Source organism: Actinomycetospora chlora, assembly GCF_039542135.1.
In the GTDB taxonomy this organism is placed as follows: domain Bacteria; phylum Actinomycetota; class Actinomycetes; order Mycobacteriales; family Pseudonocardiaceae; genus Actinomycetospora; species Actinomycetospora chlora.
In genome coordinates this window covers 131,968-158,762 of record NZ_BAABHO010000006.1, presented here as the reverse complement: position 1 = coordinate 158,762, position 26,795 = coordinate 131,968, and the positions used below count along the sequence as shown (strand labels likewise).

At 75.7% G+C, this 26,795-nt stretch carries 34 protein-coding genes; 20 read left to right on the top strand and 14 right to left on the bottom strand.

The annotated features are described in order from the left end of the window. Nucleotides 1-22 precede the first annotated feature (22 nt). Nucleotides 23-946, top strand: coding sequence for an EamA family transporter (locus ABD994_RS05940; protein ID WP_345411713.1), 924 nt, complete (start codon nucleotides 23-25; stop codon nucleotides 944-946). Nucleotides 947-950: 4 nt separating this feature from the next. Here the strand turns inward: ABD994_RS05940 and ABD994_RS05935 are convergent, their stop codons facing one another. Continuing rightward, nucleotides 951-2,444, bottom strand: coding sequence for a SpoIIE family protein phosphatase (locus ABD994_RS05935; protein WP_345411710.1), 1,494 nt, complete (start codon nucleotides 2,442-2,444; stop codon nucleotides 951-953). Between the two features lie 150 nt (nucleotides 2,445-2,594). Between ABD994_RS05935 and ABD994_RS05930 the strand changes: the two genes are divergently transcribed. The 5 genes from ABD994_RS05930 to ABD994_RS05910 all read left to right on the top strand — a co-directional run bounded on the left by ABD994_RS05930 (nucleotide 2,595) and on the right by ABD994_RS05910 (nucleotide 5,450). After that, nucleotides 2,595-3,194 carry an NADPH-dependent FMN reductase gene (locus tag ABD994_RS05930; RefSeq protein ID WP_345411708.1) on the top strand — a complete coding sequence of 200 codons (600 nt, stop codon included), beginning with the start codon at nucleotides 2,595-2,597 and terminating at the stop codon, nucleotides 3,192-3,194. A gap of 33 nt (nucleotides 3,195-3,227) precedes the next feature. Next, nucleotides 3,228-3,557, top strand: a complete 330-nt coding sequence (locus tag ABD994_RS05925) for a putative quinol monooxygenase (RefSeq protein ID WP_345411706.1) — start codon at nucleotides 3,228-3,230, stop codon at nucleotides 3,555-3,557. 23 nt (nucleotides 3,558-3,580) lie between these two features. After that, the gene (locus ABD994_RS05920; RefSeq protein ID WP_345411704.1) at nucleotides 3,581-4,582 is read left to right on the top strand and encodes an alpha/beta fold hydrolase; all 1,002 of its coding nucleotides are present in this window, start codon (nucleotides 3,581-3,583) and stop codon (nucleotides 4,580-4,582) included. A 131-nt stretch (nucleotides 4,583-4,713) separates the two neighbouring features. Further along, nucleotides 4,714-5,220 carry a Clp protease N-terminal domain-containing protein gene (locus ABD994_RS05915; RefSeq protein ID WP_345411702.1) on the top strand — a complete coding sequence of 169 codons (507 nt, stop codon included), beginning with the start codon at nucleotides 4,714-4,716 and terminating at the stop codon, nucleotides 5,218-5,220. Further along, nucleotides 5,220-5,450 (top strand): hypothetical protein, encoded by a 231-nt coding sequence (locus ABD994_RS05910; RefSeq protein ID WP_345411700.1) that lies wholly within the window; start codon nucleotides 5,220-5,222, stop codon nucleotides 5,448-5,450. The genes ABD994_RS05915 and ABD994_RS05910 overlap by 1 nt, the downstream gene beginning before the upstream one ends. 3 nt (nucleotides 5,451-5,453) lie before the next feature. Here the strand turns inward: ABD994_RS05910 and ABD994_RS05905 are convergent, their stop codons facing one another. After that, on the bottom strand, nucleotides 5,454-6,014 hold the full coding sequence (locus ABD994_RS05905) for a TetR family transcriptional regulator (protein ID WP_345411698.1): 561 nt from the start codon (nucleotides 6,012-6,014) through the stop codon (nucleotides 5,454-5,456). A 96-nt stretch (nucleotides 6,015-6,110) separates the two neighbouring features. Between ABD994_RS05905 and ABD994_RS05900 the strand changes: the two genes are divergently transcribed. Continuing rightward, nucleotides 6,111-7,007, top strand: a complete 897-nt coding sequence (locus ABD994_RS05900; RefSeq protein ID WP_345411696.1) for an SDR family oxidoreductase — start codon at nucleotides 6,111-6,113, stop codon at nucleotides 7,005-7,007. Here the strand turns inward: ABD994_RS05900 and ABD994_RS05895 are convergent. The 4 genes from ABD994_RS05895 to ABD994_RS05880 are packed head-to-tail and all read right to left on the bottom strand — an operon-like array spanning nucleotide 6,998 to nucleotide 9,398. Next, nucleotides 6,998-8,239, bottom strand: a complete 1,242-nt coding sequence (locus ABD994_RS05895; protein ID WP_345411694.1) for an enoyl-CoA hydratase — start codon at nucleotides 8,237-8,239, stop codon at nucleotides 6,998-7,000. The genes ABD994_RS05900 and ABD994_RS05895 overlap by 10 nt on opposite strands. Nucleotides 8,240-8,247: 8 nt before the next feature. Then, a complete protein-coding gene (locus ABD994_RS05890; protein WP_345411691.1) occupies nucleotides 8,248-8,640 on the bottom strand; it encodes a VOC family protein in 393 nt (130 codons plus the stop codon). Beyond that, nucleotides 8,637-8,921 (bottom strand): ArsR/SmtB family transcription factor, encoded by a 285-nt coding sequence (locus ABD994_RS05885; RefSeq protein ID WP_345411689.1) that lies wholly within the window; start codon nucleotides 8,919-8,921, stop codon nucleotides 8,637-8,639. The genes ABD994_RS05890 and ABD994_RS05885 overlap by 4 nt, the downstream gene beginning before the upstream one ends. A 42-nt stretch (nucleotides 8,922-8,963) precedes the next feature. Continuing rightward, entirely contained in the window at nucleotides 8,964-9,398 is a 435-nt protein-coding gene (locus tag ABD994_RS05880) for a VOC family protein (RefSeq protein ID WP_345411687.1), read from the bottom strand. Nucleotides 9,399-9,435: 37 nt separating this feature from the next. On the opposite strand from ABD994_RS05880, the gene ABD994_RS05875 reads away from it, so the two are divergent. The 4 genes from ABD994_RS05875 to ABD994_RS05860 are packed head-to-tail and all read left to right on the top strand — an operon-like array spanning nucleotide 9,436 to nucleotide 12,712. Beyond that, complete coding sequence (locus tag ABD994_RS05875; RefSeq protein ID WP_345411686.1) at nucleotides 9,436-11,040, top strand: Na+/H+ antiporter; 1,605 nt, start codon at nucleotides 9,436-9,438, stop codon at nucleotides 11,038-11,040. A gap of 40 nt (nucleotides 11,041-11,080) precedes the next feature. Continuing rightward, on the top strand, nucleotides 11,081-11,848 hold the full coding sequence (locus ABD994_RS05870; RefSeq protein WP_345411685.1) for a PfkB family carbohydrate kinase: 768 nt from the start codon (nucleotides 11,081-11,083) through the stop codon (nucleotides 11,846-11,848). Between the two features lie 43 nt (nucleotides 11,849-11,891). Next, nucleotides 11,892-12,356, top strand: a complete 465-nt coding sequence (locus tag ABD994_RS05865; protein WP_345411683.1) for an SRPBCC domain-containing protein — start codon at nucleotides 11,892-11,894, stop codon at nucleotides 12,354-12,356. Further along, nucleotides 12,353-12,712: an ArsR/SmtB family transcription factor gene (locus ABD994_RS05860; RefSeq protein ID WP_345411681.1), complete on the top strand. Its 360-nt coding sequence runs from the start codon at nucleotides 12,353-12,355 to the stop codon at nucleotides 12,710-12,712. The genes ABD994_RS05865 and ABD994_RS05860 overlap by 4 nt, the downstream gene beginning before the upstream one ends. Nucleotides 12,713-12,721: 9 nt before the next feature. Here the strand turns inward: ABD994_RS05860 and ABD994_RS05855 are convergent, their stop codons facing one another. Then, nucleotides 12,722-13,426 carry a GAF and ANTAR domain-containing protein gene (locus ABD994_RS05855; RefSeq protein WP_345411679.1) on the bottom strand — a complete coding sequence of 235 codons (705 nt, stop codon included), beginning with the start codon at nucleotides 13,424-13,426 and terminating at the stop codon, nucleotides 12,722-12,724. A 263-nt stretch (nucleotides 13,427-13,689) separates the two neighbouring features. Here ABD994_RS05855 and ABD994_RS05850 point away from each other — a divergent pair, with 263 nt between their 5' ends. Continuing rightward, on the top strand, nucleotides 13,690-14,022 hold the full coding sequence (locus ABD994_RS05850) for a GYD domain-containing protein (RefSeq protein ID WP_345411677.1): 333 nt from the start codon (nucleotides 13,690-13,692) through the stop codon (nucleotides 14,020-14,022). A 22-nt stretch (nucleotides 14,023-14,044) separates the two neighbouring features. On the opposite strand, the gene ABD994_RS05845 is transcribed toward ABD994_RS05850, so the two are convergent. Genes ABD994_RS05845 through ABD994_RS05835 form a run of 3 tightly spaced genes read right to left on the bottom strand, consistent with a single transcriptional unit; the run spans nucleotide 14,045 to nucleotide 16,996 of the window. After that, on the bottom strand, nucleotides 14,045-14,362 hold the full coding sequence (locus ABD994_RS05845; protein ID WP_345411675.1) for a winged helix-turn-helix transcriptional regulator: 318 nt from the start codon (nucleotides 14,360-14,362) through the stop codon (nucleotides 14,045-14,047). Between the two features lies 1 nt (nucleotide 14,363). Further along, nucleotides 14,364-16,670, bottom strand: coding sequence for an endopeptidase La (lon, locus tag ABD994_RS05840; RefSeq protein WP_345411673.1), 2,307 nt, complete (start codon nucleotides 16,668-16,670; stop codon nucleotides 14,364-14,366). 50 nt (nucleotides 16,671-16,720) lie between these two features. After that, nucleotides 16,721-16,996 (bottom strand): hypothetical protein, encoded by a 276-nt coding sequence (locus ABD994_RS05835; RefSeq protein WP_345411671.1) that lies wholly within the window; start codon nucleotides 16,994-16,996, stop codon nucleotides 16,721-16,723. Between the two features lie 198 nt (nucleotides 16,997-17,194). Here ABD994_RS05835 and ABD994_RS05830 point away from each other — a divergent pair, with 198 nt between their 5' ends. The 4 genes from ABD994_RS05830 (at nucleotide 17,195) to helR (ending at nucleotide 21,323) form a co-directional block, all read left to right on the top strand. Beyond that, on the top strand, nucleotides 17,195-17,734 hold the full coding sequence (locus tag ABD994_RS05830; RefSeq protein WP_345411669.1) for a hypothetical protein: 540 nt from the start codon (nucleotides 17,195-17,197) through the stop codon (nucleotides 17,732-17,734). A gap of 24 nt (nucleotides 17,735-17,758) precedes the next feature. Continuing rightward, the gene (locus tag ABD994_RS05825; protein WP_345411667.1) at nucleotides 17,759-18,103 is read left to right on the top strand and encodes a hypothetical protein; all 345 of its coding nucleotides are present in this window, start codon (nucleotides 17,759-17,761) and stop codon (nucleotides 18,101-18,103) included. Then, nucleotides 18,100-18,999, top strand: a complete 900-nt coding sequence (locus ABD994_RS05820) for an MBL fold metallo-hydrolase (RefSeq protein WP_345411666.1) — start codon at nucleotides 18,100-18,102, stop codon at nucleotides 18,997-18,999. Before ABD994_RS05825 ends, ABD994_RS05820 begins: the two co-directional genes overlap by 4 nt. Before the next feature lie 101 nt (nucleotides 19,000-19,100). Then, nucleotides 19,101-21,323, top strand: a complete 2,223-nt coding sequence (helR, locus tag ABD994_RS05815) for an RNA polymerase recycling motor ATPase HelR (protein ID WP_345411663.1) — start codon at nucleotides 19,101-19,103, stop codon at nucleotides 21,321-21,323. On the opposite strand, the gene ABD994_RS05810 is transcribed toward helR, so the two are convergent. After that, nucleotides 21,280-21,435: a helix-turn-helix domain-containing protein gene (locus ABD994_RS05810; RefSeq protein WP_425550022.1), complete on the bottom strand. Its 156-nt coding sequence runs from the start codon at nucleotides 21,433-21,435 to the stop codon at nucleotides 21,280-21,282. The two genes, helR and ABD994_RS05810, sit on opposite strands and share 44 nt — an antisense overlap. A 156-nt stretch (nucleotides 21,436-21,591) precedes the next feature. On the opposite strand from ABD994_RS05810, the gene ABD994_RS05805 reads away from it, so the two are divergent. Continuing rightward, complete coding sequence (locus tag ABD994_RS05805; RefSeq protein WP_345411661.1) at nucleotides 21,592-22,392, top strand: enoyl-CoA hydratase-related protein; 801 nt, start codon at nucleotides 21,592-21,594, stop codon at nucleotides 22,390-22,392. Nucleotide 22,393: 1 nt separating this feature from the next. Here ABD994_RS05805 and ABD994_RS05800 read toward each other — a convergent pair whose 3' ends face one another. Next, nucleotides 22,394-23,452 (bottom strand): hypothetical protein, encoded by a 1,059-nt coding sequence (locus ABD994_RS05800; RefSeq protein ID WP_345411659.1) that lies wholly within the window; start codon nucleotides 23,450-23,452, stop codon nucleotides 22,394-22,396. 133 nt (nucleotides 23,453-23,585) lie between these two features. Here ABD994_RS05800 and ABD994_RS05795 point away from each other — a divergent pair, with 133 nt between their 5' ends. Both ABD994_RS05795 and ABD994_RS05790 read left to right on the top strand, forming a co-directional pair. After that, nucleotides 23,586-25,118, top strand: a complete 1,533-nt coding sequence (locus tag ABD994_RS05795; RefSeq protein WP_345411657.1) for a GMC family oxidoreductase — start codon at nucleotides 23,586-23,588, stop codon at nucleotides 25,116-25,118. 16 nt (nucleotides 25,119-25,134) lie between these two features. Next, nucleotides 25,135-25,953 (top strand): methyltransferase domain-containing protein, encoded by an 819-nt coding sequence (locus tag ABD994_RS05790; protein ID WP_345411655.1) that lies wholly within the window; start codon nucleotides 25,135-25,137, stop codon nucleotides 25,951-25,953. On the opposite strand, the gene ABD994_RS05785 is transcribed toward ABD994_RS05790, so the two are convergent. Together ABD994_RS05785 and ABD994_RS05780 are read right to left on the bottom strand one after the other, a co-directional pair. Then, nucleotides 25,923-26,072 carry a hypothetical protein gene (locus ABD994_RS05785; RefSeq protein ID WP_345411653.1) on the bottom strand — a complete coding sequence of 50 codons (150 nt, stop codon included), beginning with the start codon at nucleotides 26,070-26,072 and terminating at the stop codon, nucleotides 25,923-25,925. The genes ABD994_RS05790 and ABD994_RS05785 overlap by 31 nt on opposite strands. A 20-nt stretch (nucleotides 26,073-26,092) precedes the next feature. Continuing rightward, nucleotides 26,093-26,311 (bottom strand): CbtB domain-containing protein, encoded by a 219-nt coding sequence (locus ABD994_RS05780; protein WP_345411651.1) that lies wholly within the window; start codon nucleotides 26,309-26,311, stop codon nucleotides 26,093-26,095. Nucleotides 26,312-26,421: 110 nt separating this feature from the next. On the opposite strand from ABD994_RS05780, the gene ABD994_RS05775 reads away from it, so the two are divergent. Then, nucleotides 26,422-26,784, top strand: a complete 363-nt coding sequence (locus ABD994_RS05775) for an ArsR/SmtB family transcription factor (protein WP_345411649.1) — start codon at nucleotides 26,422-26,424, stop codon at nucleotides 26,782-26,784. The last annotated feature ends 11 nt before the right edge of the window (nucleotides 26,785-26,795 follow it).

Genomic DNA, 26,795 nt, shown 5'->3' with positions numbered 1-26,795 from the left:
CGGGCCGGGTGGGATCACCGGCGTGGGCCGCTCCAGCACCGCTCCCGGCCTCGCGATCGCCCTGCTCTCCGGGTTCTCGTTCGGCCTGGCCGGGCCCTTCGCGGCGTCGCTGCTGGCCGCCGGGTGGTCGCCGCCCGCGGTGGCGCTGGGCCGGCTCGCCGGGGCGGCGGTCCTGCTCGCGGTGCCGCTCGGCGTCGTGCTGGCCCGCGGGTGGCGGCCGCGCGCCGGGCACCGGCGCGCCGTCGTGGTCTACGGGCTGGTGCCCCTGGCCGGGGCGCAGGTCTGCTACTTCAGCGCCGTCGGCCACCTCTCGGTGGGCGTCGCGCTGCTCATCGAGTACACCGCGCCGGTGCTGCTGCTGGGCTGGACGTGGGCCCGGACCCGCGCCCGCCCCCGCCCGGCCACGCTGGCGGGCGCAGCGCTGGCCGCAGCCGGCCTCGTGCTCGTCCTCGACGTCGCGCGCGGCGCGGCCGTCGACGTCGTCGGGGTGCTGTGGGGCCTCGGCGCGGCGGTGTGCCTGGCGGCCTACTTCCGGCTCTCCGCGCTCGTCGGCGGCGACGGCCCGCCCGCCCTCGTGCTCACCGCGGGCGGCGCGGTGGTCGGCAGCGCCGTGGTCGCGCTCGTGGGCGTCGCCGGCCTGCTGCCGCTCACGGCGACGACCGCGCCGATCGACCTGGCCGGGTGGACCGCACCGTGGTGGGTCGGCGTCGTGGGAGTCGCCGCGCTGTCGACGGCGCTGGCCTACCTCACCGGCATCGCGGCCGTGCGGCGGCTGGGCTCGCGGCTGGCGTCGTTCGTCGGGCTGTCCGAGGTGCTCTTCGCCGTCCTCGGCGCGTGGTGGCTCGTGGCCCAGCGACCGACGGCGACGCAGGTCGCGGGCGGGGTGCTCGTCGTCGCGGCCATCGCGCTGATCCGGTGGGCGGAGCCGCCGGAGACCGTCGCGTGAGCGCTCACTGCAATACCGCGCGGATCACGAGCAGCGCGGTGTCGTCGAGGGCGGCGCCCGCGGCGTGGGTGTCGACCGCGGCGAGCACCGCGTCGGCGGTGGCGTGCCCGTCGACCTCCGGGCCGAGGCCCGCGAGGACGCCGAGGAGCCCCTCCATCTCGAACTCCGCGCCACCGGCCGGGCGGGCCTCCGTGACGCCGTCGGTGTAGAGGACCAGCCGGTCGCCGAGGTCCAGCGTGATCTGCTCGAGCGCGATCCGCGGCTCGGGGCGGACGCCGAGCGCGCGGCCGCCGGCCTCGAGCACGGTGAGCGACCCGTCGCGGCGCTGCAGCACCGCCTCGGTGTGCCCCGCGCTGGCCAGGCGGACGTCGAGGCCGGGGGCGTCCGCGCGCGGGGAGAGGCCGGCGTAGGCCGCGGTGACGAAGCTGGCGCGCTGGTCGAACCACACGTGCAGCACCCCGTGGAGGGCCGCGAGCACCGAGGCCGGGTCGTCGTCGGTGTGGCCCAACGCCCGCACGGTCGAGCGCGCCAGCGCGGTGGTGCGGGCCGCCTGCGGGCCCTTGCCGCAGACGTCGCCGATCACCGCGCCCCAGCCGGCCGGGGTGGGGAAGAGGTCGTAGAAGTCGCCGAGCACCGATCCGCCGGTGCCGGGCCGGTAACGGGCGGCGACCTCGACGCCGGGGAAGGCCGGGAGGCGCGCGGGCAGCAGGCTCTCGCGCAGCGTCGCCGCCAGCTCCTCCGCCTCGGCGGCGTGCTCCTCGGCGAGCTGCGCCAGCCGCTGGGCGTCGACCGCGAGCTGCTCCGACGTCGCGGCCTGCATGCTCGCCGACCGCGCCTGCTCGCGGTAGTAGCGGGCGGCGGCGCCGGCCTCCTGCGCCTGCTCGCCGGCCTCGCGGGCGAGGCGACCGGCCTCCTGTGCCTCGTGGCCCGACATCGCCGCACGCCGGTCGGCGTCGCGGCGGCCCGCCCGTGAGTCCGCGAGCGCCGAACGCAGCGCGACCTCCCCGGTGGCCGCCTGGGCCAGGGTGGCCAGCACGTCGCGGTCGTGGCTCGACCAGGAGCGGACGTCCACGTCGATGGCCCCGAGCACGCCGATCACGTCGCCGGCCGGATCCAGCACGGGGCACCCGGCCCAGGCCCGGCCCTCCGCGCCAACCGGCTCGGCGGGCAGGCGCACGCGCGGGTCGGCGCGGACGTCGTCGACCCAGATCGGCGCCTCCTCGGCGACGACCACCGCGCACCAGGAGCGCCCGAGCGGGGTGCGTTGCTCGCCGGGACCCGTCCCGCCGACGCCCGCGGAGCCCGGGTCGCCCGCGTCGTCGACGCTACGGCGCACCACGTGGTCGTCCTCGATGAGCCAGACGCCGCCGACGTGCGCGCCGGTGAGGGAGCGGGCGAGGCGCGCCAAGCGGTCGAACGCGCTGTCCGCATCGACGTCGAACAGCCGCGCGCGCGACGCCGACCACACCGACGTCTGCGTGCCCGCCTCGATCCCCATGCACCCGCTCCCCCTCGGTCGCCACCGTTGCGCCCCCATGATGGTGCCCAACCGGAGTTCCCGACATCACCGGTCGTACCGGATCGCGCTGCGCGGAGCGCCGAAGGGGAGGATGGTTGTAGGAACAACCATCCACGACGGAGGAGCACCATGACCGAGGCCGGTCGCCTTCCCCTGCTGCAGATCATCGTCGCGAGCACCCGCCCCGGACGCGTCGGCGAACCGATCGCGCGGTGGTTCGCCGGGTACGCCCGCGAGCACGGGGCGTTCGACGTCGAGATCGTCGACCTCGCGGACGTCGACCTGCCGATGTTCGCCGAGCCCGAGCACCCCCGCTTCGGCCGGTACACGCTCGACTCGACCAAGGCGTTCAGCGCCACGATCGCCCGCGCCGACGCGTTCGTGATCGTCCATCCGGAGTACAACCACAGCTACAGCGCGGCGCTGAAGAACGCCCTGGACCACCTCAACCAGGAATGGGCCGGCAAGCCCGTCGCGCTCGTCGGCTACGGCGGGGTCGCCGCGGGCGCCCGCGCGACCGAGGCCCTCTGGCCGGTGCTGGTGGCCCTGCGGATGGTGCCGGTCGCGGCCAGCGTGCCGATCCCGTTCGCGGGCCAGCGCGTGACCGGGGAGGGCGCCGAGCGGGTCTTCGACGCGGCGCCGGAGACCGAGACCGGGGCGAAGGCCGCCCTCGACGGCATCCGCGAGTGGCTCGGCGACCTGGGACTGCGCGGGACCGGAGCCCGCTAGGGTCGGATCCCCGCGACGGGGAGGGCCGACCACGTGATCTTCATCGTCATCAGCATCGACGTCCGACCGGACAGGCGCGACGACTTCCTCGAGGGCGTCACGCGCTACAGCGCCCAGGTGCGCGACGAGCCGGGGAACCTGCACTTCACCTGCTACGAGAGCGTCGAGCAGCGCGACGAATTCGTCGTGGTGGCCAACTACGTCGACCAGGCCGCGGGCGAGGCCCACGTCGGGTCGGCGCACGCGCAGTGGTTCTTCGGGTGGCTGCCGTCGGTCGTCTCGCGGGTGCCGACGATCGTGTACCAGGAGCTGGGCGAGGGCGTCGGCTGGACCGAGATGGGCGAGGTCGCCGCGCACATGTGATCCCCGGCCGGGAGGATCGCCCCGTGCAGGACCGGCAGCAGCGGGGACGGGTCGGGCGCTGGGCGCGCCGCGCCGGGGTCGCCCTGCTGGTGCTCGTCGGGCTGGTGCTCGCGGCCTCGGGGGCCTATCTCGGGTGGGACCGCCTCGACCCGGTGCGGCTCGACGTCCCCCGGCCCGGGTTCGACGTCGACGCCGCCGGCGTGCGCACCCACGTCGAGCACTGGCCGGCGGCGCGCCCCTCGGGCCGCCCGCCGCTCGTGCTCGTGCCCGGGTTCGCCGAGTCGACCTACGTCTGGTCGCGGGTCGCGCCGCTGCTGGCCGCGGACCGCGACGTCTACGCCTACGACGTGCGCGGCTACGGGTTCACCGACCGCGTCCCGCCCTACGACCTCGCCGCGGACACCGACCAGCTCGCCGGCCTGATCGCGGCGCTGCGGCTCGACCGGCCCGTGGTCGTCGGGCACTCGTCCGGTGTCGCGATCGCCCTGTCCCAGGCGCTGCGGGACCCGGCCTCGGTGGCGGGCGTCGTCGCGGCCAACGGTGACGGCACGCCGTACTTCGGCGACGACCGCACGAGCAGCGGCGGCGGGGCCCGGTGGCTGCTCCTGCCCCCGGTCGCGCCGGCGATCGTCACCGCGGTGGTGCGGCACCGCGCGCCCATCCGCGCGATCGTGGCCCGGCAGTGCGGCCCCGGCTGCCCCACCGACGACGCCGCGATCGACCGGTGGCGCGCGCCGTTCCTCGAGCCCGGCGGCGTCGACGCGCTGGTCGCCATCGGCCGCCGCCCGCTGATCGGCCTCACCGACGCGCAGGAGACGCAGGTCGCCGTGCCCACCGCCGTCCTGTTCAGCAGCGAGGACGGGAGCTTCACCCGGCCGCAGGCGCAGGCCACGGCCGCGCGCCTGCGCACCGACCGCGTCGCCGAGCTCAGCGGCGCCCGCCACCTCGCGCTGCTCGGCGAGCCGGAGCGCTTCGCCGCCGCCCTGGTCCCGCTGCTCGACGGGATCGCCCCCACCGTCCCGTGATCCCCGCGATCCCCGCCACGCAGGGTGTTCGCCGCGGCGTCCGGAGCTGGCAGGCTGGACCGGTGCTGTCGGCGGCCGGGGACCAGGCGCCGGCGGGCCCCCCGGGCGGGGGGCCCGCCGGCGGTGCCCGCGTGCGCCCGGAACCGTCGCCCGACGAGCCCCGGCCCGTGGCGTGGGCCCGCGGCCTCGGGGCCATCCAGGAGGCCGAGCGGCTCGGGTCGTGGCGCGTCGGCAGCGAGCACCTGCTGCTCGCGACGCTGCTCGATCCGGTGGTGCGGCGGCTGCTGTTCGAGGCCGGTGTCGACGTCGGGCTGCAGCGCCGCATCGGCCGCCCCCTGCGCACGGGCATCGGCGCCCCGCCGGGCATCCTGCCGCGCACCGCCGAGATGGCGCTGAGCGACGGCGCCGTGCGCCTGCTCGCGACGCTCGAAGAGCGGACGCGCACCGACGCCGCGCTGGCCGGATGGGTCCGGCCCGACCACACCACCGACCCGCAGGGGCGCAGCATCGTGCGCCGTCACCTGCTGGTGACGCTGCTGGACGACGCGGAGCCCGGCGCGGCCCGGACCCTGCTCGACGAGCACGGCGTCGACACGCACGCGGGCTGGCTGGCCGAGCGTCTCGTGGGGCGGGCCTGATGTCCGACGAGGAGCTGATCGTCGAGTTCGCCCTGACGCGCCTGGACCACCCCGGGCTGGACCTCGAGGAGATCGCGGCGCTCGTGGTCCGGCGGATGGGGCCGGACCGGATGCTGACGTTCGCCGAGCAGAACCTGGCCGACCGCGGCGAGCTGCGCGGCACGGCCTTCGCGTCGGCCGTCGAGCGCGTCGTGCGCGTGGTGCTGGCACTGCGCGACGCGAGCGATTGACCCTTACCGCACCAGCGACCGCAGCTCGGCCAGCACCGCCCGCTGCACCTCGGCCAGCGAGCGCTCCTCGCCCTCGGCGATCCAGGTCGCGAAAGCCACCCGGAACACCGCGACCCCGCTCTCGGCGGCCAGGGCCGCGGCCGTGGGGTCGACGCCGCGCTCGCGCAGGCCGCGCGTCATGGTCACCGCGAGGCCCGAGAGCTTGAGCAGCTCGCGCTCCTGCAAGCCCGGGTCGGCGTCGATGACGCCCTGCCGGGCGCGCGACCAGGCGCGGCGCTCGTCGGGGAAGAACCCGGTGGCCGCCTCGAGCGCGGCGGCGACGATGGCCATGGGGTCGGTCTCCGCCGACCCGGCGATGCCCGTGACGAACAGGCGCTCGAACTCGTCCTGGCCGGAGAAGAGCACCTCGCGCTTGTCGGCGAAGTGCCGGAAGAACGTCCGCTCGGTGAGCCCGGCGGTGGCCGCGATCTCGGCGACGGTGGTGCCGTCGAAGCCCTGCGCCGCGAAGCGCTCCAGCGCGGCGGCCTGCAACCGCTCCCGCGCCCCGGGCTGCCATCGGACCATGCGCACAGCGTACTGATGGCAGTGCCTGACATCAGGAGCTACAGTGATGTCAGTACCTGACATGAGCGCCGGTGAGGGCAGAGGAGGCCACGCGCCATGCGTGTTTTCGTCACCGGAGCCAGCGGCTGGATCGGCTCCGCCACCGTCGACGAGCTGCTCGCCGCGGGTCACGACGTCGTCGGGCTCGCCCGGTCCGACGCGTCGGCGTCCGCGCTCGGGGCCAGGGGCGCCACCGTGCTGCGCGGCGACCTCGACGACCTCGAGAGCCTGCGCCGCGGCGCCGCCGAGGCCGAGGGCGTCGTCCACCTGGCCAACAAGCACGACTGGGCGAACCCGGCCGAGTCGAACCGCGCCGAGCGCGTCGCCGTCGAGACGCTCACCGGCGTGCTCGCGGGGTCCGACCGGCCCTTCGTCCTCGCCGGCGGGGTCGCGGGGCTCGCGGCGGGGCGGCCGGGCACCGAGGCCGACCCGTCGCCGGCGATCGGGCCGCAGTCGCCCCGTGGCGGCACCGAGAACCTGGCGCTGGCCTCGGTCGACCGCGGCGTGCGCGCGGTGACCGTGCGCTTCGCGCCCACCACCCACGGCGACGGCGACCACGGGTTCGTCGCGATCATCACCGCCGCCGCCCGCCGCCACGGCGTCTCGGGCCACGTCGACGACGGGACGACGCGCTGGTCGGCGGTCCACGTGTCCGACGCGGCGCGCCTGGTCCGGCTCGGGCTCGAGCGGGCGCCGGCCGGGTCGCGGCTGCACGCCGTCGCCGAGGAGGCGATCCCGAGCCGCGACATCGCCGCGGCCATCGGCGACGCCCTCGGCGTGCCCGTGACGTCGGTGCCGCGCGCGCAGGCCGTCGAGCACTTCGGCTTCATCGGCACGTTCTTCGGGATGGAGATGGCCGCGTCGAGCGACTGGACCCGCCGGACGTTCGACTGGACGCCCACCGGCCCGGGCCTGCTCGCCGACATCAAGGCCGGCGCCTACCGTCACGCCTGAGGCCGCTCCCGGTCGAGGAAGCGCCGCATCGCGGTGCGCGGCGCGTCGGTGGTGAACGCGTCGGCGAACTCGGCGACGCTGGCCCGCGCGGCGTCGGCGACCGGCACGCCCTCCCACGCGCGCAGCAGCCGCTTCTGCTGCACGAGCACCGCGCGCCCGAGACCGGCGAAGTGCCGGGCGTGCCCCTCAACGCGCTCGTCCAGCGCGCCGAGGGGCACGACGTCGTCGACGAGGCCCCAGGCCAGGGCCGTGCCGGCGTCGACCGGCGTGCCGGTGAGCAGCATCCGCGACGCCCGGCCGTGCCCGACCAGGCGCGGCAGGAGCGCCGCGTGGATCACCGACGGGATGCCGACGGCGACCTCGGGCATCCCGAGGCGCGCGTCGTCGGCGGCGACGCGCAGGTCCGCGCACATCGCGAGCTCCAGCCCGGCGCCCAGGGTCCAGCCGGGCAGGCGGGCGACCACGGGCACCGGGAAGAGCCGCACCGCCTCGCACAGCCGCCGGAGCCGGTCGATGAACACCGCGGCCGTCCCCGGGTCCAGCTCCGCCATCTCGCCGACGTCCGCGCCGGCGACGAACGCCGCGTCGCCGGTGCCGCGCAGCACGAGGGCGCGCAGGTCGTCGCGGTCGGCCCACCGCCGCACCACGTGCAGGAGGTCGGCGACCACCGGCGACGAGAGGACGTTGGCGGACTTCGCCCCGGTGATCGTGAGCGTGGCGACGCCGGCGTCGTCGACGTCGGTCGCGGCGAACGGCCCGAGCCCGCGGGTCATGCGGGACTCGGTCACCGACGGGTCGCTCGGCAACGGCTGGCGCTCGCCGGTGGGCGTGAAGCCGCGGCGCTCGTAGCACCGGCGGGCCCGCGGGTTCCCGTCGACGACCCACAGCGCGATCCGCACCGCACCGTCGTCGCGGGCCCAGCCCAGCACGGCGTCGACCAGGTCGTCCGCGACACCGTGGCCGCGCTCCGCGGGCTCGACCCACATGCCCACGAGGTGGCGGCCCGCCGGGTCGTCCGGCTCCGGGATCCCGCAGGCCAGCCCGACCGCGCGGCCGTCCCGCTCGGCGACGAACCACGCACCGGCCAGCCGCGCCCGCCACGCGTCCTCGTCGAGCTCCTGCTCCCGGGCCGGGGTCGACGCGAACGCGCCCGGCGCGTCGGCCAGCGCGCGCAGCCGCAGCGCGCGCGCCCGCCGCCACTCCCCGGGGCGCAGCCGGCGGACGGTGGTCACGGCATCGATCACGCCGCCGGCGACACGATCTGCACGAGGTTGCCGCAGGTGTCGTCGAAGACGGCCATGACCACCGGGCCGGCGTCGGTCGGGGGCTGCGTGAACACCACGCCCCGCGCGGTCAGCCGCTCGTGCTCGGCCGCGACGTCGTCGACCGCGAACTGCACCAGCGGGATGCCGTCCTCGGCCAGCGCGTCGCGGTAGGGCTTGACCGCCGGGTGGCCGCCCGCCGGCTCGAGCAGCAGCTCGGGCCCGTCGGGCGCCTCCGGGGAGACGACCGTGAGCCACGCGGCCTCGCCGAGGGGGATGTCGTGGCGCTTCGTGAAGCCCAGGACGTCGGTGTAGAACGCCAGCGCGGCGCGCTGGTCGTCGACGAAGATGCTGGTCAGCTCGATCCTCACGAGGTGTCCCTCCCGCTGGCGGGCCAGCGCGCGGTGATGGCGGCGAGCGGCTCGCCGCGGAAGTAGTGGAACTTGGAGCGGCCGCGGCGCTCGGTCACCACCAGCCCGGCGTCCTCCAGCACGGCGAGGTGCTGGGAGATCGCCTGGCGGGTGGAGCCGAGGCCGTGGCGGGTGACGAGCAGGCCGCAGATCTCGAAGAGCGTCTGCCCGTCACGGGCGACCAGCTCGTCGAGGATCCGGCGCCGGGTCTCGTCGTCGAGAGCCCGGAACACGTCGGCCACGGCGGCAGGATAGGCAAGCAACGGCTTGCCTATCAAGCGGCCTCAGCCGGTGACCGGGTGCGACCCGTCAGCGGCCTTCGGCACGAGCACCTCGCCCTCCAGACCGTCCGGGTCGCGGTAGAACATGCTGAACGCCGCCCCGAAGTCGTTCACGGTGCCGTCGGAGGCGCCGTGGGCGACCAGCCGCTCGCGGATCGTCGCGAACGCGGCGTACGACGACGCGTGCAGCCCGACGTGGTCCAGGCGCCCGCGGTGCCACATCGGCGTCTGCCGGTCGGCCTCGTCGCTGCTCGGGACGGTGAACACGTTGAGCTCGGTGTACGGGCCGATGCGCACCACCGTCATCGTCTCCTCGCCCTGCTGGCCGTGCGGGCGGGTCGGGCCGACCTCGGCGTCGAACACCGCCGCGTAGAACGCCCCGAGCCGGGCGGGGTCGCGGGTCAGGACGGCGATGTGGTCCACGCCGGTGAGCAGCACCGGACGACGGTAGCGCGATGCCCTAGCGTCAGGCGGCGTGTACGACCCCACGGGGCTCACCGTCCTCGTCCTGTTCGGCGTCGTGATCCTCGCGCTCGCGATCATCGCCGCCCGCACCGGCGCCAACACCCCGGTGCTGCTCACCCTCGGCGGCGTGGGGCTGGCGTTCGTGCCGGTCACCGCGGGCCTGCGCGTGCCGCCCGAGCTGGTGGTCCTGCTGTTCCTGCCGGCGCTGCTCTACTGGGAGGCGCTGACGACGTCCCTTCAGGAACTGCGCCACGACCTGCGCACGCTCGTGCTCTCGTCGGTGTTCCTCGTGCTCGCGACGGCCGGTGCGGTGGCCGTGGTGGCCCACTACGGGCTGGGGCTGGGCTGGCCGGTCGCGTTCGTGCTCGGGGCGATCGTTGCGCCCACCGACGCCACCGCGGTGACCGCCGTCGCGCGCTCGCTGCCCCGCCGCCCGCTGACGATGCTGCGCGCCGAGAGCCTGGTGAACGACGGGACGGCGCTGGTCGTCTTCTCGGTGGCGGTGGCCGTCGCGATGGGCCAGGAGGAGTTCCGCCCGCTCGACGCCCTCGGGGACTTCGCGATCTCCTACCTCGGCGGCATCGTCGTCGGGCTCGTCGTCGCGGGGCTCGCGATCCTCGCTCGGCGGGCCGCCGACGACTCGCTGCTCTCCAGCGTCATCAGCGTCCTCACGCCGTTCGTGGCGTTCCTGCTCGCCGAGGAGATCCACGCGTCCGGGGTGCTCGCGGTCGTGGTCTGCGGTCTGGCCGTCAGCCGCGTCGGCCCGCGGATCATCAGCGCCCGCACGCGCGTTCAGTCCCACTCGTTCTGGCAGGTCACGACGTTCCTGCTGAACGCCGCGCTGTTCGTGCTCGTCGGGCTGCAGCTGCCGCGGGCGCTGACCGGCGTCTCCTCGCGGTCGCTCGCCGCGGCGCTCGGGGCCGCGGTGCTCGTCGCCGCGGTCGTCGTCGGCACGCGGATGGCGTGGTACTACACGATCCCGTACGTCATCCGGACGCTCGACCGCCGCGTCGCCCAGCGCGCGCGCCGCATGGGGGCGCGGGCGCGCCTGCCGCTGGGCTGGTCGGGGTTCCGCGGGGCGGTGTCGCTGGCGATCGCCCTGGCCGTCCCGCTGACCACCGTCGACGGCGCCCCCTTCCCGGACCGCGACCTGCTCATCGTCGTGGCCTGCGGTGTCATCCTCGTGACGCTCGTCGGGCAGGGCCTCACGCTGCCGTGGGTGATCCGCGTCGCCCGCTACCCGCCCGACACGCGGTTCGACGAGGAGCTGGCCCTGGCCCGGCGCCGCACGCTGGACGCCGCCCTCGAGGTGCTGCCCCGCCTCGCCGCCGAGCAGGACGTCCCGGACGCCCTCGCGCGCCGGGTCCGCGTCGAGCACGAGCACCGCCGCCACGTCCTCGACCCCACCCACGGCGGCGACGACGACGCGCTCGACGACGCGATCGAGGACGTCGCGGTCGAGAACGCGCTGCGCATCGCGATGCTGGACGAGCGGCGCCGCCAGCTGTTGCACCTGCGCGACCAGGCCGTGATCGACGACAGCGTCGTGCTGCGCGTGCAGGCGGAGCTCGACAACGAGGAGCTCGGCCTGCGCGGCGCCCCCGGTCCGGAGTGAGACCGGGCAGGATCACCGGGGCACACACGGGAGGTCTGGCATGGGTCCGTCGATGGTGGTCGTCGGCGCGGTCGACGGCGGGGGCGGCGACGCGGCGGTCGCCGCGGCCCGGATCGGTGTCGACGTCCGGCTCGTCGGCGCCGTCGGCGCGGACGCCGGCGGGCTGCTCGACGGGCTGCGGCGCGAGGGCGTCACCGTCGACGACGTCGTGGTCACCGAGAGCGGGCACCTCGAGGCCCCGCACGTCCGCGCCGTGGTCAACGGCGTCGCCGAGCTCGGCGCGGTGCTCGTGACGTGCGAGGTCCCCGCCGCGGCGATCGCGGCCGGGGTCGGCACGGCGACCGGGCTGCGCGTGCCGGTCGTCCTCGACCCGGCGCCGGTGGTGCACACCGTCGTCGGCCTGTTCGACCTGCACCCGGTGCTGACGCCGAACGCCGGCGAGCTCACCGAGCTGCTGCGCCTCGGCGGCGGCGAGCGCGCCGCGGCGCCGGCGTCGACCGCGGCGGGGGCGGCGACGCTGCACTCCTGGACCGGCGCGCCGGTGGTCGTGACCCTGGGCGCGGAGGGCGCGCTGCTGGCCGCCGAGGGCCGCGTGCGGCGCCTGCCCGCGCACGACGCGCCCGTCCGCGACGCCACCGGTGCCGGCCACACCCTCACCGGGGTGCTCACGGCCGGCCTCGCCGCCGGGCAGGAGGTCGAGGACGCGCTCGTCGTCGCCACCGTCGCGGCGGGGCTCACGGCCGCCGCTCCGGGCGGGCGCGACGCGATGCCGACCGGGGACGCCCTGGCCGCGGCACTCGACGAGTAGTGCAACTCTCTGGTTGCACCAATTCCCCCGATGTGCAACTGTCATGTTGCACACCACGGGACGGGAGAACGCCATGGGCACCGACGTCATCGAGCGCGAGATCGTCATCGCGGCCGCCCCGGAGCGGGTCTGGCCGCTCGTCGCCGAGCCCGGGTTCTGGGCCACCGACGACGAGGACGCCCGCGGCCGGCAGGCGGTGGCGGGCGAGTCGCTGGTGGTCCGCCACTCCGAGCACGGGGGCTTCCCGGTGTCGGTCGAGAAGGTCGACCCGCCCCACTACATCGCCTACCGCTGGGTCAGCGCCTTCCCCGGCGAGCCCCTGCGCGAGGACACCGCGACCCTGGTGGAGTTCACGCTGACCCCCGAGGGCGACGGCACCCGCCTGCGCGTCGTCGAGAGCGGGTTCGGCGCCCTCGCGACCACCGACGAGAACCGGGAGAACGTGATCACCGACCACACGGGAGGGTGGGAGCACTGCCTCACCGTGCTGGCCGAGCGGGCGGCGTGACCACGACGGACCGCCCGGACGCCGACCTCGTCGACGGTGTGCTCGCCGCCCTGGCCGACCCGACCCGCCGCGAGCTGCTCGACGTGCTGTCCGGCCGCGGGCAGGCCACCGCCACCACGATCGCCGCGGAGCTGCCGGTGTCGCGGCAGGCCGTCGTCAAGCACCTCGCCGTGCTGGACACCGCCGGTCTCGTCGAGAGCACCAAGGTCGGGCGCGAGGTCCGCTTCTCGGTGCGCCCCGAGGCGCTCGACACCACCGCGCGCTGGATGGCGGCCCTCGCCGCCGACTGGGACCGCCGCCTCGGCCGCATCAAGCGGCTCGCCGAGGCCGCGGAGGCTGCAGCGCGCGACGCGTGAGGGGGGCGCTCAGACCTGCGAGCCGTCGCCCGTCGTCTCGCTCACGAGCCAGCGGGCGACGTCGACGAGCTTCATGTTGGTGTGCTGCGAGCTCTGCACGAGCCGCTGGAACGCCTCGCCGTCGCCGATGCCGAAGCGCTCGATGAGGATGCCCTTCGCCATGCCGATGACGTCGCGGGACGCGACCGCCCGGTCGAGCTGGGCGACGCGGCGGGCACCGCGCAGCGCGAGGCCGGCCTGGTTGGCGAAGAGCGCCCCCAGGACGCGGTCCTCCTCGCCGAACGCGTGGGCCCGATGGCTGAACAGGTTCAGCGAGCCCGCCCGGGAGCCCTCGGTGAACAGCTGGAACGACAGCGAGCTGTGCACCCCGAGGTCGAGGGCGCGGCGCGCGAAGTGGGGCCAGCGCTCGAGCTCCTCGGCGAAGTCCGCGACGGAGACCATCTCCTCGTCGTAGATCGACTCCACGCACGGGCCCTCGGTGTACTCGGCCTGGACCTGGTCGAGCTCGTTGACCACCTCGTCGGTGGTCGCCGGCGACGTGATCTTCCCCCGCTCCTCGAGCAACAGGACACCGGCCAGGTCGGTCGCCGGGGAGGTGTCGACCGCCGCCGACAGCACCAGCTCCAGCGTCTGCTCGACCGTCGACGAGGCCGCGAAACGGCGTCCCGTGGACAGGAACTCCCGGAGTCGTGCGTCGTCCTCGGCGAACACCATGCTGCGTCCTCTTCCGTCGCGCGGGTCCTCCTCACCATGCCGTCTCGTCGACACGGGCCACCGGCCACAGGCTACGGCGCGGCGCGATCCGGCGGCGCACGTCCACGACGGCGCTCGGCGTCCCCGCGGCGTGACGTCCGCGTGACGACACTGCGGCCACCGGCCACCCGGGTGGCCCATCACGACGCCGTGGGGCCGCTGGGACAGTGACCCGACGTGACGTCCGTCGTGGGCGTGCGGGACACCAGCGCAGGGGGTGCGCCATGACCAGGTTCATCACGTTCTTCAACTACACGGAGGAGACGTGGGCCAAGATGATCGTGAACCCGAGTGACCGGCTGGCCGCCGTGCGGGCCGCCGCGGAGTCGCTCGGCGGGACCGTCGACACGCTGTACTACATGTTCGGCCGCAGTGACGGGTTCGTGATCAGCGAGGTGCCCGACTCGACCTCCGCGGCGGCGTTCTCGATCGCCGTGACGGCCTCGGGCGCGGTCCGCGACATCGAGACGCACGAGCTCATCGCGCCCGACGACCTGCCCGCCGTCCTCGGCAAGGCCGCCACCGCCCAGGGCACGTACCGCCCGCCGGGCAGCTGAGACGCGCGCGACCGCCGACCCCTCAGCGGGGCCGGCGGTCGCGGCTGCAGGCCGTCAGCGCCTCGAGCATCGGGGCGAGACGGTGTCCCTCGGCCGTCAGCACGTACTCCGTGCGCGGCGGCCGGGTGTGGAGGACGCGGCGCTCCATGAGCCCCGCGTCCTCCAGGTCGGCCAGGCGCGCCGCGAGCGTCGCGGGCGGTACCTGGCCGAGGGCCTGCTCGAACTCGGAGAACCGGACCGCACCGAGGTGCGCGGCGTAGAGCACCGAGAGCGACCACCGTCGCTCCAGCAGCGCCGCCAGCGCGCGCACCTCGGGCGGTACCGGCTCCCGCGAGCACATGTCAGGCCGCCACCTCGAGTCCCTGGACCGGCTCCGTCGCCGGCTCCAGGGCCACCTCGAGGACCTCGCCGATGGTCATCGACGGGTGGAACTCCAGCTGCCCGGCGACGTCCGCGGGGACGTCGTCGAGGTCGGCCCGGTTGCGCTCCGGCACGACGATCTGCGTCAGGCCCGCCGCGTGCGCGGCCAGCACCTTCTGCTTCACGCCGCCGATCGGCAGCACCCGGCCCTGCAGCGTCAGCTCCCCGGTCATCGCGACGGTGTGCCGCACCGGGCGGCCGGTCAGCAGCGAGACCAGGGCCGTGGCCATGGTGACGCCGGCCGACGGGCCGTCCTTCGGGATCGCGCCAGCGGGGACGTGCACGTGGAACGACCGTCCCGCGAACGCGTCCTCGGCGATGCCCAGCTCCGCGGCGTGCGAGCGCACCCACGACAGGGCGATCCGGGCCGACTCCTTCATGACGTCACCGAGCTGGCCGGTCAGGACCAGGCCTTCCTCGCCCTTCATGGAGGCGGCCTCGATGAACAGGACGTCGCCGCCCGCGCCGGTCACGGCCATGCCGGTCGCGACGCCGGGCACCGCGGTGCGCTCGACGGCCTCGGTGAACACCCGCTGCCGGCCGAGGTGCTTGCGCACGACCTCGGTGTCGACGACCACACCGGCGGATCCGGACGCGATCTCCGTGGCGATCTTGCGGGTCAGCTTGCCCAGCTCGCGGTCGAGCTGGCGGACGCCGGACTCGCGGGTGTACTCGGACACCACGAGGCGCAGCGCCGACTCGTCGGCCGTCACGTCGTCGACGGTCAGGCCGGCCGACGTGATCTGCCGCGGCAGCAGGTGGTCCCGGGCGATGGCGACCTTCTCCTCGACGGTGTAGCCGTCGAAGGAGATGACCTCCATGCGGTCGAGCAGCGGGCCCGGGATCGTGTCCAGCTGGTTGGCCGTCGCCAGGAACACCACCTGCGAGAGGTCGATCTCGACGTCGAGGTAGTGGTCGCGGAACGCGTGGTTCTGCGCCGGGTCCAGCACCTCCAGCAACGCGGCCGACGGGTCGCCGCGCCAGTCGGCGCCGACCTTGTCCACCTCGTCCAGCAGGATCACCGGGTTCATCGTGCCCGCGTCGCGCAGCGCCCGCACCAGGCGGCCGGGCAGGGCGCCGACGTAGGTGCGCCGGTGACCACGGATCTCGGCCTCGTCGCGGACACCGCCGAGCGACATCCGGACGAACTCGCGACCCATCGCCCGCGCGACCGACTCGCCGATCGACGTCTTGCCGGTGCCCGGGGGCCCGACCAGCGTCAGGATCGTCCCCGACTTCTTGTCCTCCTCCACGCCGCGGTCGCGGCGCAGCTTGCGGACCGCCAGGTACTCGACGATGCGGTCCTTGACGTCCTCGAGGCCGGTGTGGTCGGCGTCCAGGACGCCGCGGGCGGCCGTCGGGTCCAGCTGCTCCTCGGAGCGCTGCGCCCACGGCAGGGCCAGCAGCCAGTCGAGGTAGGTCCGGATCATCGACGACTCGCCGGACTGCTCGCCGCTGCGCTCGAGGCGGGCGAGCTCGCGCTCGGCCTGCTCGCGCACGTGGTCGGGCATGCCGGCCTCGGCGATCTTCGCGCGGTAGTCGTCGCCGGAGCCGGCGTCGTCACCGCCCTCGCCGAGCTCCTTGCGGATCGCCTCCAGCTGGCGGCGCAGCACGTACTCGCGCTGCTGCTTGGCCGCGCCGGACTCGACGTCCTCGCGCAGCGACTTGCGCACCTGCAGCTCGGCGAGCCGCTCGCGCTGCAGGCGCAGGGCCAGCTCGAGGCGCTCGCGCACGTCGAGCGTCTCCAGCACCGACACCTTGTCGTCGTAGGCGATCTCCGGCGCCCAGCCGGCGGTGTCCGCCAGCGCGCCGGGCTCGTCGATGCCGCGCAGGAAGGCGGCACCGCGTCCCTCGTCACCGCGCAGCTCGAGGACCTCCTCGACCACCGCGCGGTACGTGCTCTCCAGCTCACGGATCCGGCCGTCGCGCTCCGTGCTGTCGGGCAGGGGCGTCACGTCGACGCGCAGGTGGCCTGCGCCGTCGGCACTGCCCGTGCCGGCCTTCCCGCGCTGCACTCCGGTGAGCTGCACGGCGGTGACGCCGTTCGGCAGCCGGGTGCGCCCGGCGACGTCGGCGATCGTGCCGACGGAGGCGAAGCGGCCCTCGTGGCGCGGGACGAGCAGCACCTGCTCGTCCTGATCGACACCGACCTCGGCGGCCGGCACCACGACGGTCATGCCCGGGAAGATCACGTTGTCGTCGACGGGGACCAGCAACAGCTCGGTCATCTCGTCACCCCATCACTCGTGCTCGGTAGCAGCTACAAGTGTTGAAGTGGCTACGATATTCCGGGCCGGCGCGACCGGCGGGCGGCCACGTCGGCGGCGGCGCGGTCGGCGAGGCGGTCGAGGTCGAGCGGCACCGTCCGCCCCGCCGCGCGGGCGTGCGCGACGGCGCCGTCGACGAGCCGGGCGAGGCGGTCGGCCACCTCGTGGTCGACCACCCGCACGCGTCCGGGCGCGACGACGGCCGAGCGCTCGTCGCCCGGGTCGAGGCGCAGCGACACCGCGACGAGGTCCGCGCCCGTGTGCTCGGAGCGCCGCAGCTGCACCACGGACGGCAGTGTCGCGACCTCCGGGACCCGGCAGGACCCGCCGCGCAGGTCGTCGCCGAGTGTTCGCCGGCACGTCACCGACGTCGCAGCTCGACCGCGCCCTCACGGTCGATGTCGATCTCTCCGGTGACCGTGAGGGCGGGGTGACCACGTCCGTGGCCTTCCCGCGCCGCCGCCCCGAGCGCCATGCTCGCCCCCGTGGACGGGTCGGTGCGGTGGAGCGACGACGACCTCGCGCGGTTGACCGTCGAGGAGCGCGCGGAGCTCGTGCGGCGGGTGGTGGCCGTCGGGGCCCCGGCGCCCCCGCCGCCGCACCGTCGTCGCCGGTTCCTGCTCCTGGCGTCGATCGGCTCGCTGGTGCTCGTGCCGTGGATCGGGTTCCTCGCGGCGACGCTCCCCCACCGCTACGAGGCGCGGCACTGGACCCTGGCCTGGGTCGGCTTCGACGTCGTCCTCCTGGTGGGGCTCGCGACCACCGCCTTCATGGCGTGGCGCGGCCGCCCGGCGGTGGTCTTCCCGGCCCTGGTGACGGCGACGCTGCTCGTGTGCGACGCGTGGTTCGACACCACCACCGCGCAGCGCACCGACGTGGTCGTCAGCGCCCTCTCGGCGCTGCTGCTCGAGCTGCCGATGGCCGCGGTGCTCGTCGCCGCGGTGGTGCTGGTGCACCGGCAGAACACGGTGACGCCGCGCCCCGCGTCGGAGCCCGGGCGTCGGCGTCGGTGGCGCCGCCGGTAACGACGAGCACAGCGAGGCGATGGCTTGGTCATGGGGGCGCGCCGACGACGAGACCGATACGACGAGCTGATCGCGGCCGGACGATTCGAGGAAGCCACCGCGTGGAGGCATCGCCAGATCGACGCCCAGGTCTACCGCCATCGCCGAGGCTTGCTCGAGTCGCTCATGATCGGTCAGCGCCGATCTCGCTCCGCTCCGGGCGCCGGTGAGATGGCGGCGATGCGGGACCTCCAACGAGAGCTGCAGCGAGACCTGGAGAAGCACCCCGAGTTCGCGAACGAGGAGCTCCTGCGACAGCTCGCTCCGACCCGTTGGGAGACGTTCGTGGACTGGCTGCGCGGCCGGTCGGCCGAGAGGCTGGAGGAGTGACCACCGCGACGCTGGACTGGTACGGGTGCGCGACGTTCCGCCTGCGCACCGCGGAGGGCCTGACGGTCTTCCTCGACGCCTACCTCGACCGCGTCCCGGACGCCGAGCAGAGCGGTGTCGGGGTCGACGACGTCACCGCGGCCGACTGGATCCTCGTCGGTCACAGCCACTTCGACCACCTCTGGGGCGCCGAGCGCATCGCGCGGCGCACGGGCGCGACGGTGGTGGGGTCCTACGAGTCGGTGCGGGTGCTCGCCGGGGCCGGGGTGCCCGAGGAGCAGCTGGTCGCGGTCGCCGGCGGGGAGCGGGTTCGGCTCGACGACGCCACGACCGTGCGGGTGCTGCCGAGCCTGCACTCGTGCGTGTGGTCCGCGCAGCCGATGCCGCCCGCGGACGAGGTGTGCCTCGGCGAGGTGGGGCTGACGCTGCAGGACCGCACCGAGCGGATGCGCGCGCTGTGGGCCGGGTTCGACGCGATGGGCGACGACGTGAAGGCCCACCTCGCGGCCGCCGCGCTCGGCGAGCGCGGCGACGGCGGCGCGCTGGTGTTCGTGCTCGAGACCTCGGAGGGGACGCTGCTGTTCCAGGACAGCATCGGCGCCTGGAGCGGCGTGCTCGCCCGCGAGAGCCCGGACGTCGCGATCCTCGCCGTGGCCGGGCGCGCCAACCGCGACGGCGAGCCCGTGCAGGGCACGACGGCCGGCTTCGTCGCCGAGGAGGCCGCGGCGCTGGGCGCCCGGACGGTGATCCCGTGCCACCACGACGACTGGCTGCCGGGCTTCTCGCGGCGCATCGACACCGCGCCGATCCGCGCGGCCATCGGGGAGGCGGCACCGGGGACGACGCTCGTGGACCTCGGCTACGCCGACGGCCACCGTCTGTTCTCCCCGCCGTAGTCAACGTATAGCGGGCCCCCGGTCTTGCGGCAAGACCCGGGTGGGGGCGCACCCTGTCCCGCCGTCGGGGAGATCGGGCGGGACGGGGGACGCGCGTGCGGGTGGACGTGGACGGGGACCTGGGCACGGAGCAGCGGTACCTGGCGGGGCTGTACGCGCGGCTCGACGCCGAGCGCGCGCGGGCGGGGGCCGAGCACACCGCCGCGCTGGCCGGCGACGGCGAGCGGGCGATGGACCGCGACGTGCGGGTGCGCGCGACGGCGCGGCGGATGAGGCAGCTCGACGTCGCCGACCACGGCCTGTGCTTCGGGCGGCTGGACGCGCAGGACGGCGAGCGCCGCTACGTCGGGCGGATCGGGCTGCGCGACGAGCACGACGAGCCGGTGCTGATCGACTGGCGCGCGCCCGCGGCGCGGCCCTTCTACACCGCCACCGGCGCCCACCCCGAGGGCATGCGGCGGCGCCGGCAGTTCCACACCCGGGCGCGGCGGCTCGTGGGGATCACCGACGAGGTGCTCGGGCGGCCCGGGGAGCCCGGCACGGACGATCACGGCGACGCGGCCCTGCTCGCGGCCGTGAACGCCCCGCGCGGCGAGGGCATGCGCGACATCGTCGCGACGATCCAGGCCGAGCAGGACGAGATCATCCGGCTGGACCACCCGGGCGTGACGGTCATCGAGGGCGGCCCGGGGACCGGCAAGACGGTCGTCGCGCTGCACCGCGTCGCCTACCTGCTCTACACGCAGCGCGAGCGCATGGAGCGCCACGGCGTGCTCGTGGTCGGGCCCAACCCGGCGTTCCTGCGGCACATCGGGCGCGTGCTGCCGTCGCTGGGCGAGTCCGACGTGGTGGTCACGACCCCCGGCGACCTCGTGCCCGGGCGCCACGTCACCGCCGAGGACCCGCCGGCGGCGGCCGTCGCGAAGGGCTCGCTCGCGATCCTCGACGTGCTCGCCGCGGCGGTCGCCGACCACCAGCGGCTGCCCGCGGAGCCCGTGGCCCTCGAGCTGTCCGACGTCGTGGTGCGCCTCGACGCCGCGACCGCGGGATGGGCGCGCGAGGAGGCGCGGGCGAGCGGGCGGCCGCACAACGAGGCCCGGGCGGTCTTCACCGAGATCGTCACCTACGTGCTCACCGAGCGGGCGGCGTCGCGGGTCGCGCGCGGGTGGGTGACCCGCGACGACCGGGACGCGTGGGCCGACCTCACCCGCGACCTGGCCGACGAGCTCCACGCCGACGCGGCGTTCACCGCCGCGCTCGACGCGCTCTGGCCGGTGCTCACGCCGGAGGGGCTGCTGGCCGGGCTCTACGCCGACCCCGACCGCCTGCGCGCCGCCGGCGCACTCCCGGCGCTCTTCCGGTCGACCGGGGACGCGTGGACCGTCGCGGACGTCCCGCTGCTCGACGAGCTGGTCGACCTGCTGGGCCGCGACCCGGCCGTCACGCGGGAGCAGGAGCGGGCGGCCCAGGCCGCCGAGGCGCGGGAGGCGGCGTACGCCGCCGGGGTCATGGAGATCCTCACCCTCGACCGCGAGGAGCTCGACGAGGACCTCGGCGTCACCGTCGACGACCTGACCCACGCCGGTGTGCTGGCCGAGCGGTTCGACGAGCGCGACACCCGCGACCTCGTCGAGCGCGCCGCGGCCGACCGCGACTGGACCTACCGCCACGTCGTGGTCGACGAGGCCCAGGAGCTCTCGGAGATGGACTGGCGGGTGCTGATGCGGCGCTGCCCGAGCCGGTCGTTCACCGTCGTGGGGGACCTCGCGCAGCGCCGCTCGCCCGCGGGCGCGCGCTCGTGGGACGCGGTCCTCGACCGGTACGTGCCGGAGCGCTGGGCGTACCGGTCGCTGACGATCAACTACCGGACCCCCGCGGAGATCATGGCGGTGGCCGCCGCGGTGCTCGCGGGCTTCGCCCGCGAGGTCACACCGCCGGAGTCGGTGCGCGCGAGCGGCGTGCGGCCGTGGGCGCTCCGGGTCACCGACGACGAGCTGCCCGCGGCGATCGCGGCGTTCGTCCGCGACGAGGACGGTCGCGAGGGGACGAGCGTGGTGATCGGGCCGCCCGGGACGCCCGGCGCGGTGCCCCCGTCGGGCACCAAGGGGCTCGAGTTCGACGCCGTGCTGGTGGTCGACCCGGACCGCATCCTGGCCGAGGGCCCGCGCGGTGCCGCCGAGCTCTACGTCGCGCTCACCCGCGCCACGCAGCGCCTCGGCGTCCTGCACCGCGGCCCGCTGCCGGCTGCCCTCGCCGGGCTCGCGCCCGCCCCGGAGCCGCTCAGGTCGTGCGCAGGCGGGCACCGCCGCGCGGGCGCAGGGTGACACCGGAGTCGAGCAGGAGCTTGCGGACGTGCCCGAAGCTGCGTCCGGTGTCCGCGCTGAGCCCCATCAGGCTCTCCCCGGCCGCGTAGCGCTCGACCAGGTAGCGGGCCAAGGCCGCGCGATCCCGCCCGCGTGCTGCCCGTGAGTGTGCTCCCCGTGACACCGTCGTCTCCGGCACCCGGTTCTCCTCCCGCCGACTGCGGGCGACGATAGGCACGCCGGGGCGCGCGGTTCACGAACTGTTCGGGATTGAGACATGCTCTCGCCGGTGAGTGCCCTGTGGCCCGAGCCCCCGCCGCCCACCGACGCCGACGTCGCCGCGCGCCTCGCGGTCGAGCGCCACGGCCACGTGCTGCTGATGCGGATGCAGCGCACCGACAAGCGCAACGCGATCGACCGGCCGATGACCGCCGCGCTCGACGCCGCCCTCGATCTGCTCGAGGACGACCCCGACCTGCGCTGCGGCGTCCTCACCGGTGGTCCCGACGTCTTCTGCGCCGGCACGGACGTCGCCGTGGGTCCGGGGGCGCCGACGCCGCGCGGCGGGAACTACGGCGTCGTGGCCCGGCGGCGGACGACGCCGCTGGTGGCGGCGGTCGAGGGCATCGCGTTCGGGGGCGGGTTCGAGATCGTGCTGGCCTGCGACGTCGTCGTGGCGTCCACCGCCGCGCGGTTCGGGCTGCCCGAGGTCGCGCTGGGTCTCGTGCCCAACTGCGGGGCACTCTTCCGCGGGCCCCGGGCGCTGCCGCCCGTGGTGGCCCGGCAGCTCCTGCTGACCGGCGACCCGATCGACGCCGGGCGCGCCCACGGGCTCGGCCTCGTCGGCGAGCTCGTCGAGCCGGGCCGGGCGCAGGAGCGCGGCCTGGAGGTCGCCGAGCGGGTGGCGCAGCGCTCCCCCGTGGCGGTGCGCGCGACGCTGGCCGCGCTGGGGCGCCTCGAGGGCGACGCCGACGCCGCGGGCTGGGCGGCCACCGACGACGCCGTCGCGCGCGTGGTGGACAGCGAGGACCGCGCCGAGGGCATCGCGGCGTTCTTCGCCAAGCGACCGCCGGTGTGGCCCGGCCGGTGACTCAGCAGCCGGGCGGGGCCCCGCCCGACCCGTCGGTGAACGCCGGCGCGCACGGGGCCCGCCGCGGCGTCCCGAGCGCCCCGCCGCCGGGGGTGTCGGGCCCGTTGTTGGTGACCACCGCGAGCCGGCCCATGAGGTCGCGCATCTCGCCGCTGTCGATGTCGGGGAACTCGCGCACCGCCGTCGACTGCACGTCGATCGAGCCCTCCGGCGAGCCGCCGCTCTCGTCGACGACGTAGCCGCCGTAGGTCTGCAGCGCCTGCGCGACCGCGCGGACGTCCGGGCTGGTGATGCCCGAGAGGTCGACGTCGGGCGGCAGCGCGAGCAGCGTCCCCATGTTCACGTCGGGGTCGCTGCCGCCGTACTTGCGCTCGTAGCCGGAGTCGGCCTTCACCGCGGGCCACCGGTGGCCGCCGTTCTCCGGGGAGCAGCTCGTGTCGCAGGGCAGGCTGAACTTCAGCGCGTGGCGGATCGGCGCCGAGCCGGTCAGCTCGCCCTCGCGGATCGTGCCGCCGATGCCCGACAGACCCGAGCCGCCGTGGCAGCCCTCGGTGCCGCGGCCGGTCAGCGACATCGGCGGCCAGCCGTGGTCCCAGCTCGGGTCGCCGCCGCGGTCGAGCTGCAACGGCTGGCCCTGCACGACCGTCGTGCGGTCCGGGGTGTCGAGCAGCAGCGTGGAGCAGTTGTTGTAGCTGCCGTCGGCGTGCAGGTCCGGGTCGACGAGGACGGTGCCGCCGGGGTCGCCGTCGAGCGGGCGGGCGGGCGCGTCGGGGTCGACGGAGATGTTCTCGACGTCGGGGTAGAGCGAGCCGATCTGCAGGTCGACGGAGCGGTACTGCGCGCCCGTCGCCAGCGGCAGGTTCCAGATCGAGTCCCAGGCGAACGGCCGCGCGTACACGTCGCGGACGTCCTCGGGACCGGCCTGCGCGGCGGACACCGGCCCGGTCGCCCGCGCGCCGCCCCCGCCGGTCGAGCACGCGGCGGCCACGAGCACGACGACCAGGAGGGGGATCACGAGCAGCGGGCCAGGCGCCCGCCGGCGGATCACGACCGAGATCACCTGCGCAGCATGTCCCCTCCGTCGTGAGACCGCTGTTCCGGGGCCGGTCGTTGACGCCGGGCCGACCCTGCGTGCATCGTCTCGTACAACGTACGAGCCCGTGTCACCCGCCGTCACCACCCCGGAGCCCGCCGTGACCACTCCCCCGCCGTCCGTCGAGTACCTGGTCGTCGGCGCCGGCACGGCGGGGTGCGTCCTCGCCCGCCGGCTGCTGGACCACACCGACGGCCAGGTCCTGCTCCTCGAGGCCGGCGGCTCGCCCGACGACGTCCCCGCCACGCGCACACCGAGCCGCTGGGTGGAGAACATCGGCGCCCCGCACGACTGGGGCTACTCCTACGCCCCCGAGGAGGCGCTCGGCGGGCGCACGCTGTTCCTGTCCAGGGGCAAGGCGCTGGGCGGCTCGGGCAGCACCAACGCGCTGGTCTGGGTCCGCGGCCACCGCGACGTCTACGACGGCTGGGCCGCAGGCGGCGCGGACGGGTGGGGCTTCGACGACGTCCTGCCGGCCTTCCGCCGCAGCGAGGACTGGCAGGACGGCGCGTCGGCGCACCGCGGCGCGGGCGGGCCCGTGCGCGTCGAGCGGACGACCGACCTGCACCCCGTCGGCGAGGCGCTGGTCGAGGCGGGCGTCGCGTACGGCATGCCCCACCTCGACGACATCAACGTCCCCGAGCCCCTCGGCGCGGGGCCGATCAACATGGACGCGCGCGGCGACGAGCGCTCCAGCACCTGGACCGGGCACCTGCGCCCCGTCCTCGACCACGAGCGGCTCACGGTGGTCACCGGCGCCGAGGTGACCGGCCTGCGCCTGGAGGGCGGGCGCGCCACCGGCGTCACGTACGTCCGCGACGGCGTCGCGACGACGGTGCGGGCGAGCCGCGAGACGATCCTGTGCGCGGGCGCGATCAACACCCCGCGCCTGCTGCTGCGGTCGGGGATCGGGCCCGCCGCGCACCTGCGCGAGGTCGGCGTCGAGCCCGTCGTCGACCTCCCCGGCGTCGGGGAGGAGCTGCAGGAGCACCCGATCATCGCCGGGCTGTGCTTCGAGGCCGACGGGGCGCTGCCGCCGCCGCGGCACAACCTCGAGGGCAGCATGGCGTTCTGGCGCAGCAGCCCGGACGCCACGGTCCCCGACCTGACCTTCGTGTCGGTGCAGATCCCCTACGTCTCCGCCGAGGTCGCGCAGGCCTTCCCGCCGCCCGCGAACGCGTTCTGCCTGGCCCCCGGGGTGATGACGGTCCGCAGCCGCGGCCGCCTGCGCCTCACGGGCCCCGGTCCCGACGACGCGCTCGACATCCGCTCCGGGATGCTGTCGGACCCCGCCGACCTCGAGGCCGCCGTGCGCGGCGTGGAGATCGGGCTCGAGCTCGCCGACCAGCCGGCGTTCCGCAAGCTCATCGCGCGCCGGGTCGCGCCGGGCCCGGACCTGCGGCGCGAGGCCCTCACCGACTTCGTGCGGCGAGCCGCGATGCCGTACTTCCACCCGGCGGGCACCTGCGCGATGGGCCGGCACGAGCGCGCCGTCGTGGACCCCGAGCTGCGGGTCCACGGCGTCGAGGGCCTGCGCGTCGCCGACGCGTCGGTGATGCCGACGATCCCGTCCGCCAACACCAACGCCCCCACCGCGATGATCGCCGAGCGGGCCGCCGAGCTGCTGCGGTAGGGCCAGGATGGCCGCCGTGACCGGGGACGACGGCTACCTGCTCGCCAACGCCGCGAGCGAGGCGGGACGGCGCTTCGCGGCGCTGGGCGCGCTGTTCGACGACGCGACGCTGCGCCACCTCACGGGGCGGGGCCTCGCGCGCGGCCGGCGGTGCTGGGAGGTCGGCGCCGGGGGCCGCGGCGTCCCGGACCGGCTGGCCTCCGTGGTGGGCCCGGAGGGGCTCGTGCTCGCGACGGACATCGACACGTCATGGCTCACCGATCCCGCGCCGCGGGTGCCGTTGCGGGTGCTGCGGCACGACGTCGGCGCCGACCCACCGCCGGCGCACGACCTGGACCTCGTGCACGCCCGGCTCGTGCTCACCCACGTCCCGGCCCGCGACCGGGCGCTGGCCGCGATGGTCGCGGCCCTGCGCCCCGGCGGGTGGCTGGTCGTCGAGGAGGCCGACCCCGGCCTGCAGCCCCTGCTCTGCCCCGACGAGTACGGCCCCGAGCAGGTGCTCGCGAACCGGTTGCGCCACGGCTTCCGCACGCTCATGGCCGGCCGGGGCGCCGACCTGGCGCTCGGCCGCACGCTGCCCCGCCGGCTGCGCGGGCTGGGGCTGGCCGGCGTCGGGGCCGACGCCTACTTCCCGATCACCGACCCGGCGGCGGTCGCACTGGAGGTCGCCACGGTCGAGCAGATCCGCGACCGGCTGGTCGGCGGCGGGATCGCGACGGCCGCCGAGGTCGACGAGCACCTCGCGAACGTCGCCGCCGGGCGCGTGCCCGACCTGGCGACGTCGCCGATGGTCACGGCCTGGGGTCAGCGCTCCCCGGGCAGCCCGGGGTGGTAGTCGTTCGCGACCTGCTCCGCGGCGAGCGCCGCCGCGACGTCCGGATCGTGCTCGGCCACGACCGCGGCGGGCTCGACGTCGACCGGGTCGGCGGGCAGGGACGGGTGCACGGGCTCCATGCCCCCATCGTGCGGCAGCGTCAGTGGCAGGGGAAGCCGAGGAAGTGCCGGGCGTCGTGCACGAGCTCGTGGATCACCGAGGTGTTGCCGAACACCGACGTCGCGCCCTCGTCGATCCCGAGGAAGTAGTAGATCAGCAGCCCGACGACCAGGGCACTGAGCAGCCACGGCAGCGTCGCGGACGCGGGCAGGGCGACGGCGGACGCGCGGGTCTTCGCGGTGGCGACAGCAGAGCTCACGGGGCTCTCCTCGAGGACGGCCGGGCCGGGACGGTGCCGGCCGAGCACACCGCACCGGACGCCGACGCGTCAACAGGTGCCGACAGAACGCCTGGTGATAACGTCGGGCCATGGACGGGCGCGAGGACGACGCCTTCGACGCGCTGTCCGACCGCGTCCGCCGCCGGATCCTCGCGGTGCTCGGCGAGGACGGCGAGCTGTCGGTCACCGACATCGCCGCGCGCGTCAGCAGCGTGGGGCGCACGACCGTGTCGACCCACCTGCGGGTGCTGCGCATGACAGGGCTCGTCCGCGAGCGCCGCGAGGGCCGCAACCGCTACTACTCGCTCGACACCGAGGGCGCCGTCCGCGACGCCTTCGTCTACCTGCAGACGATCCTCGACCGGGCGGTCGGGGACCTGCACACCGGCGACGGCGTCGGCGCCTCGTCCCCCGACGGCCCGGCCCGCGAGGGCGGTCGCCGGACCGGCTGACCTCCCGGCGG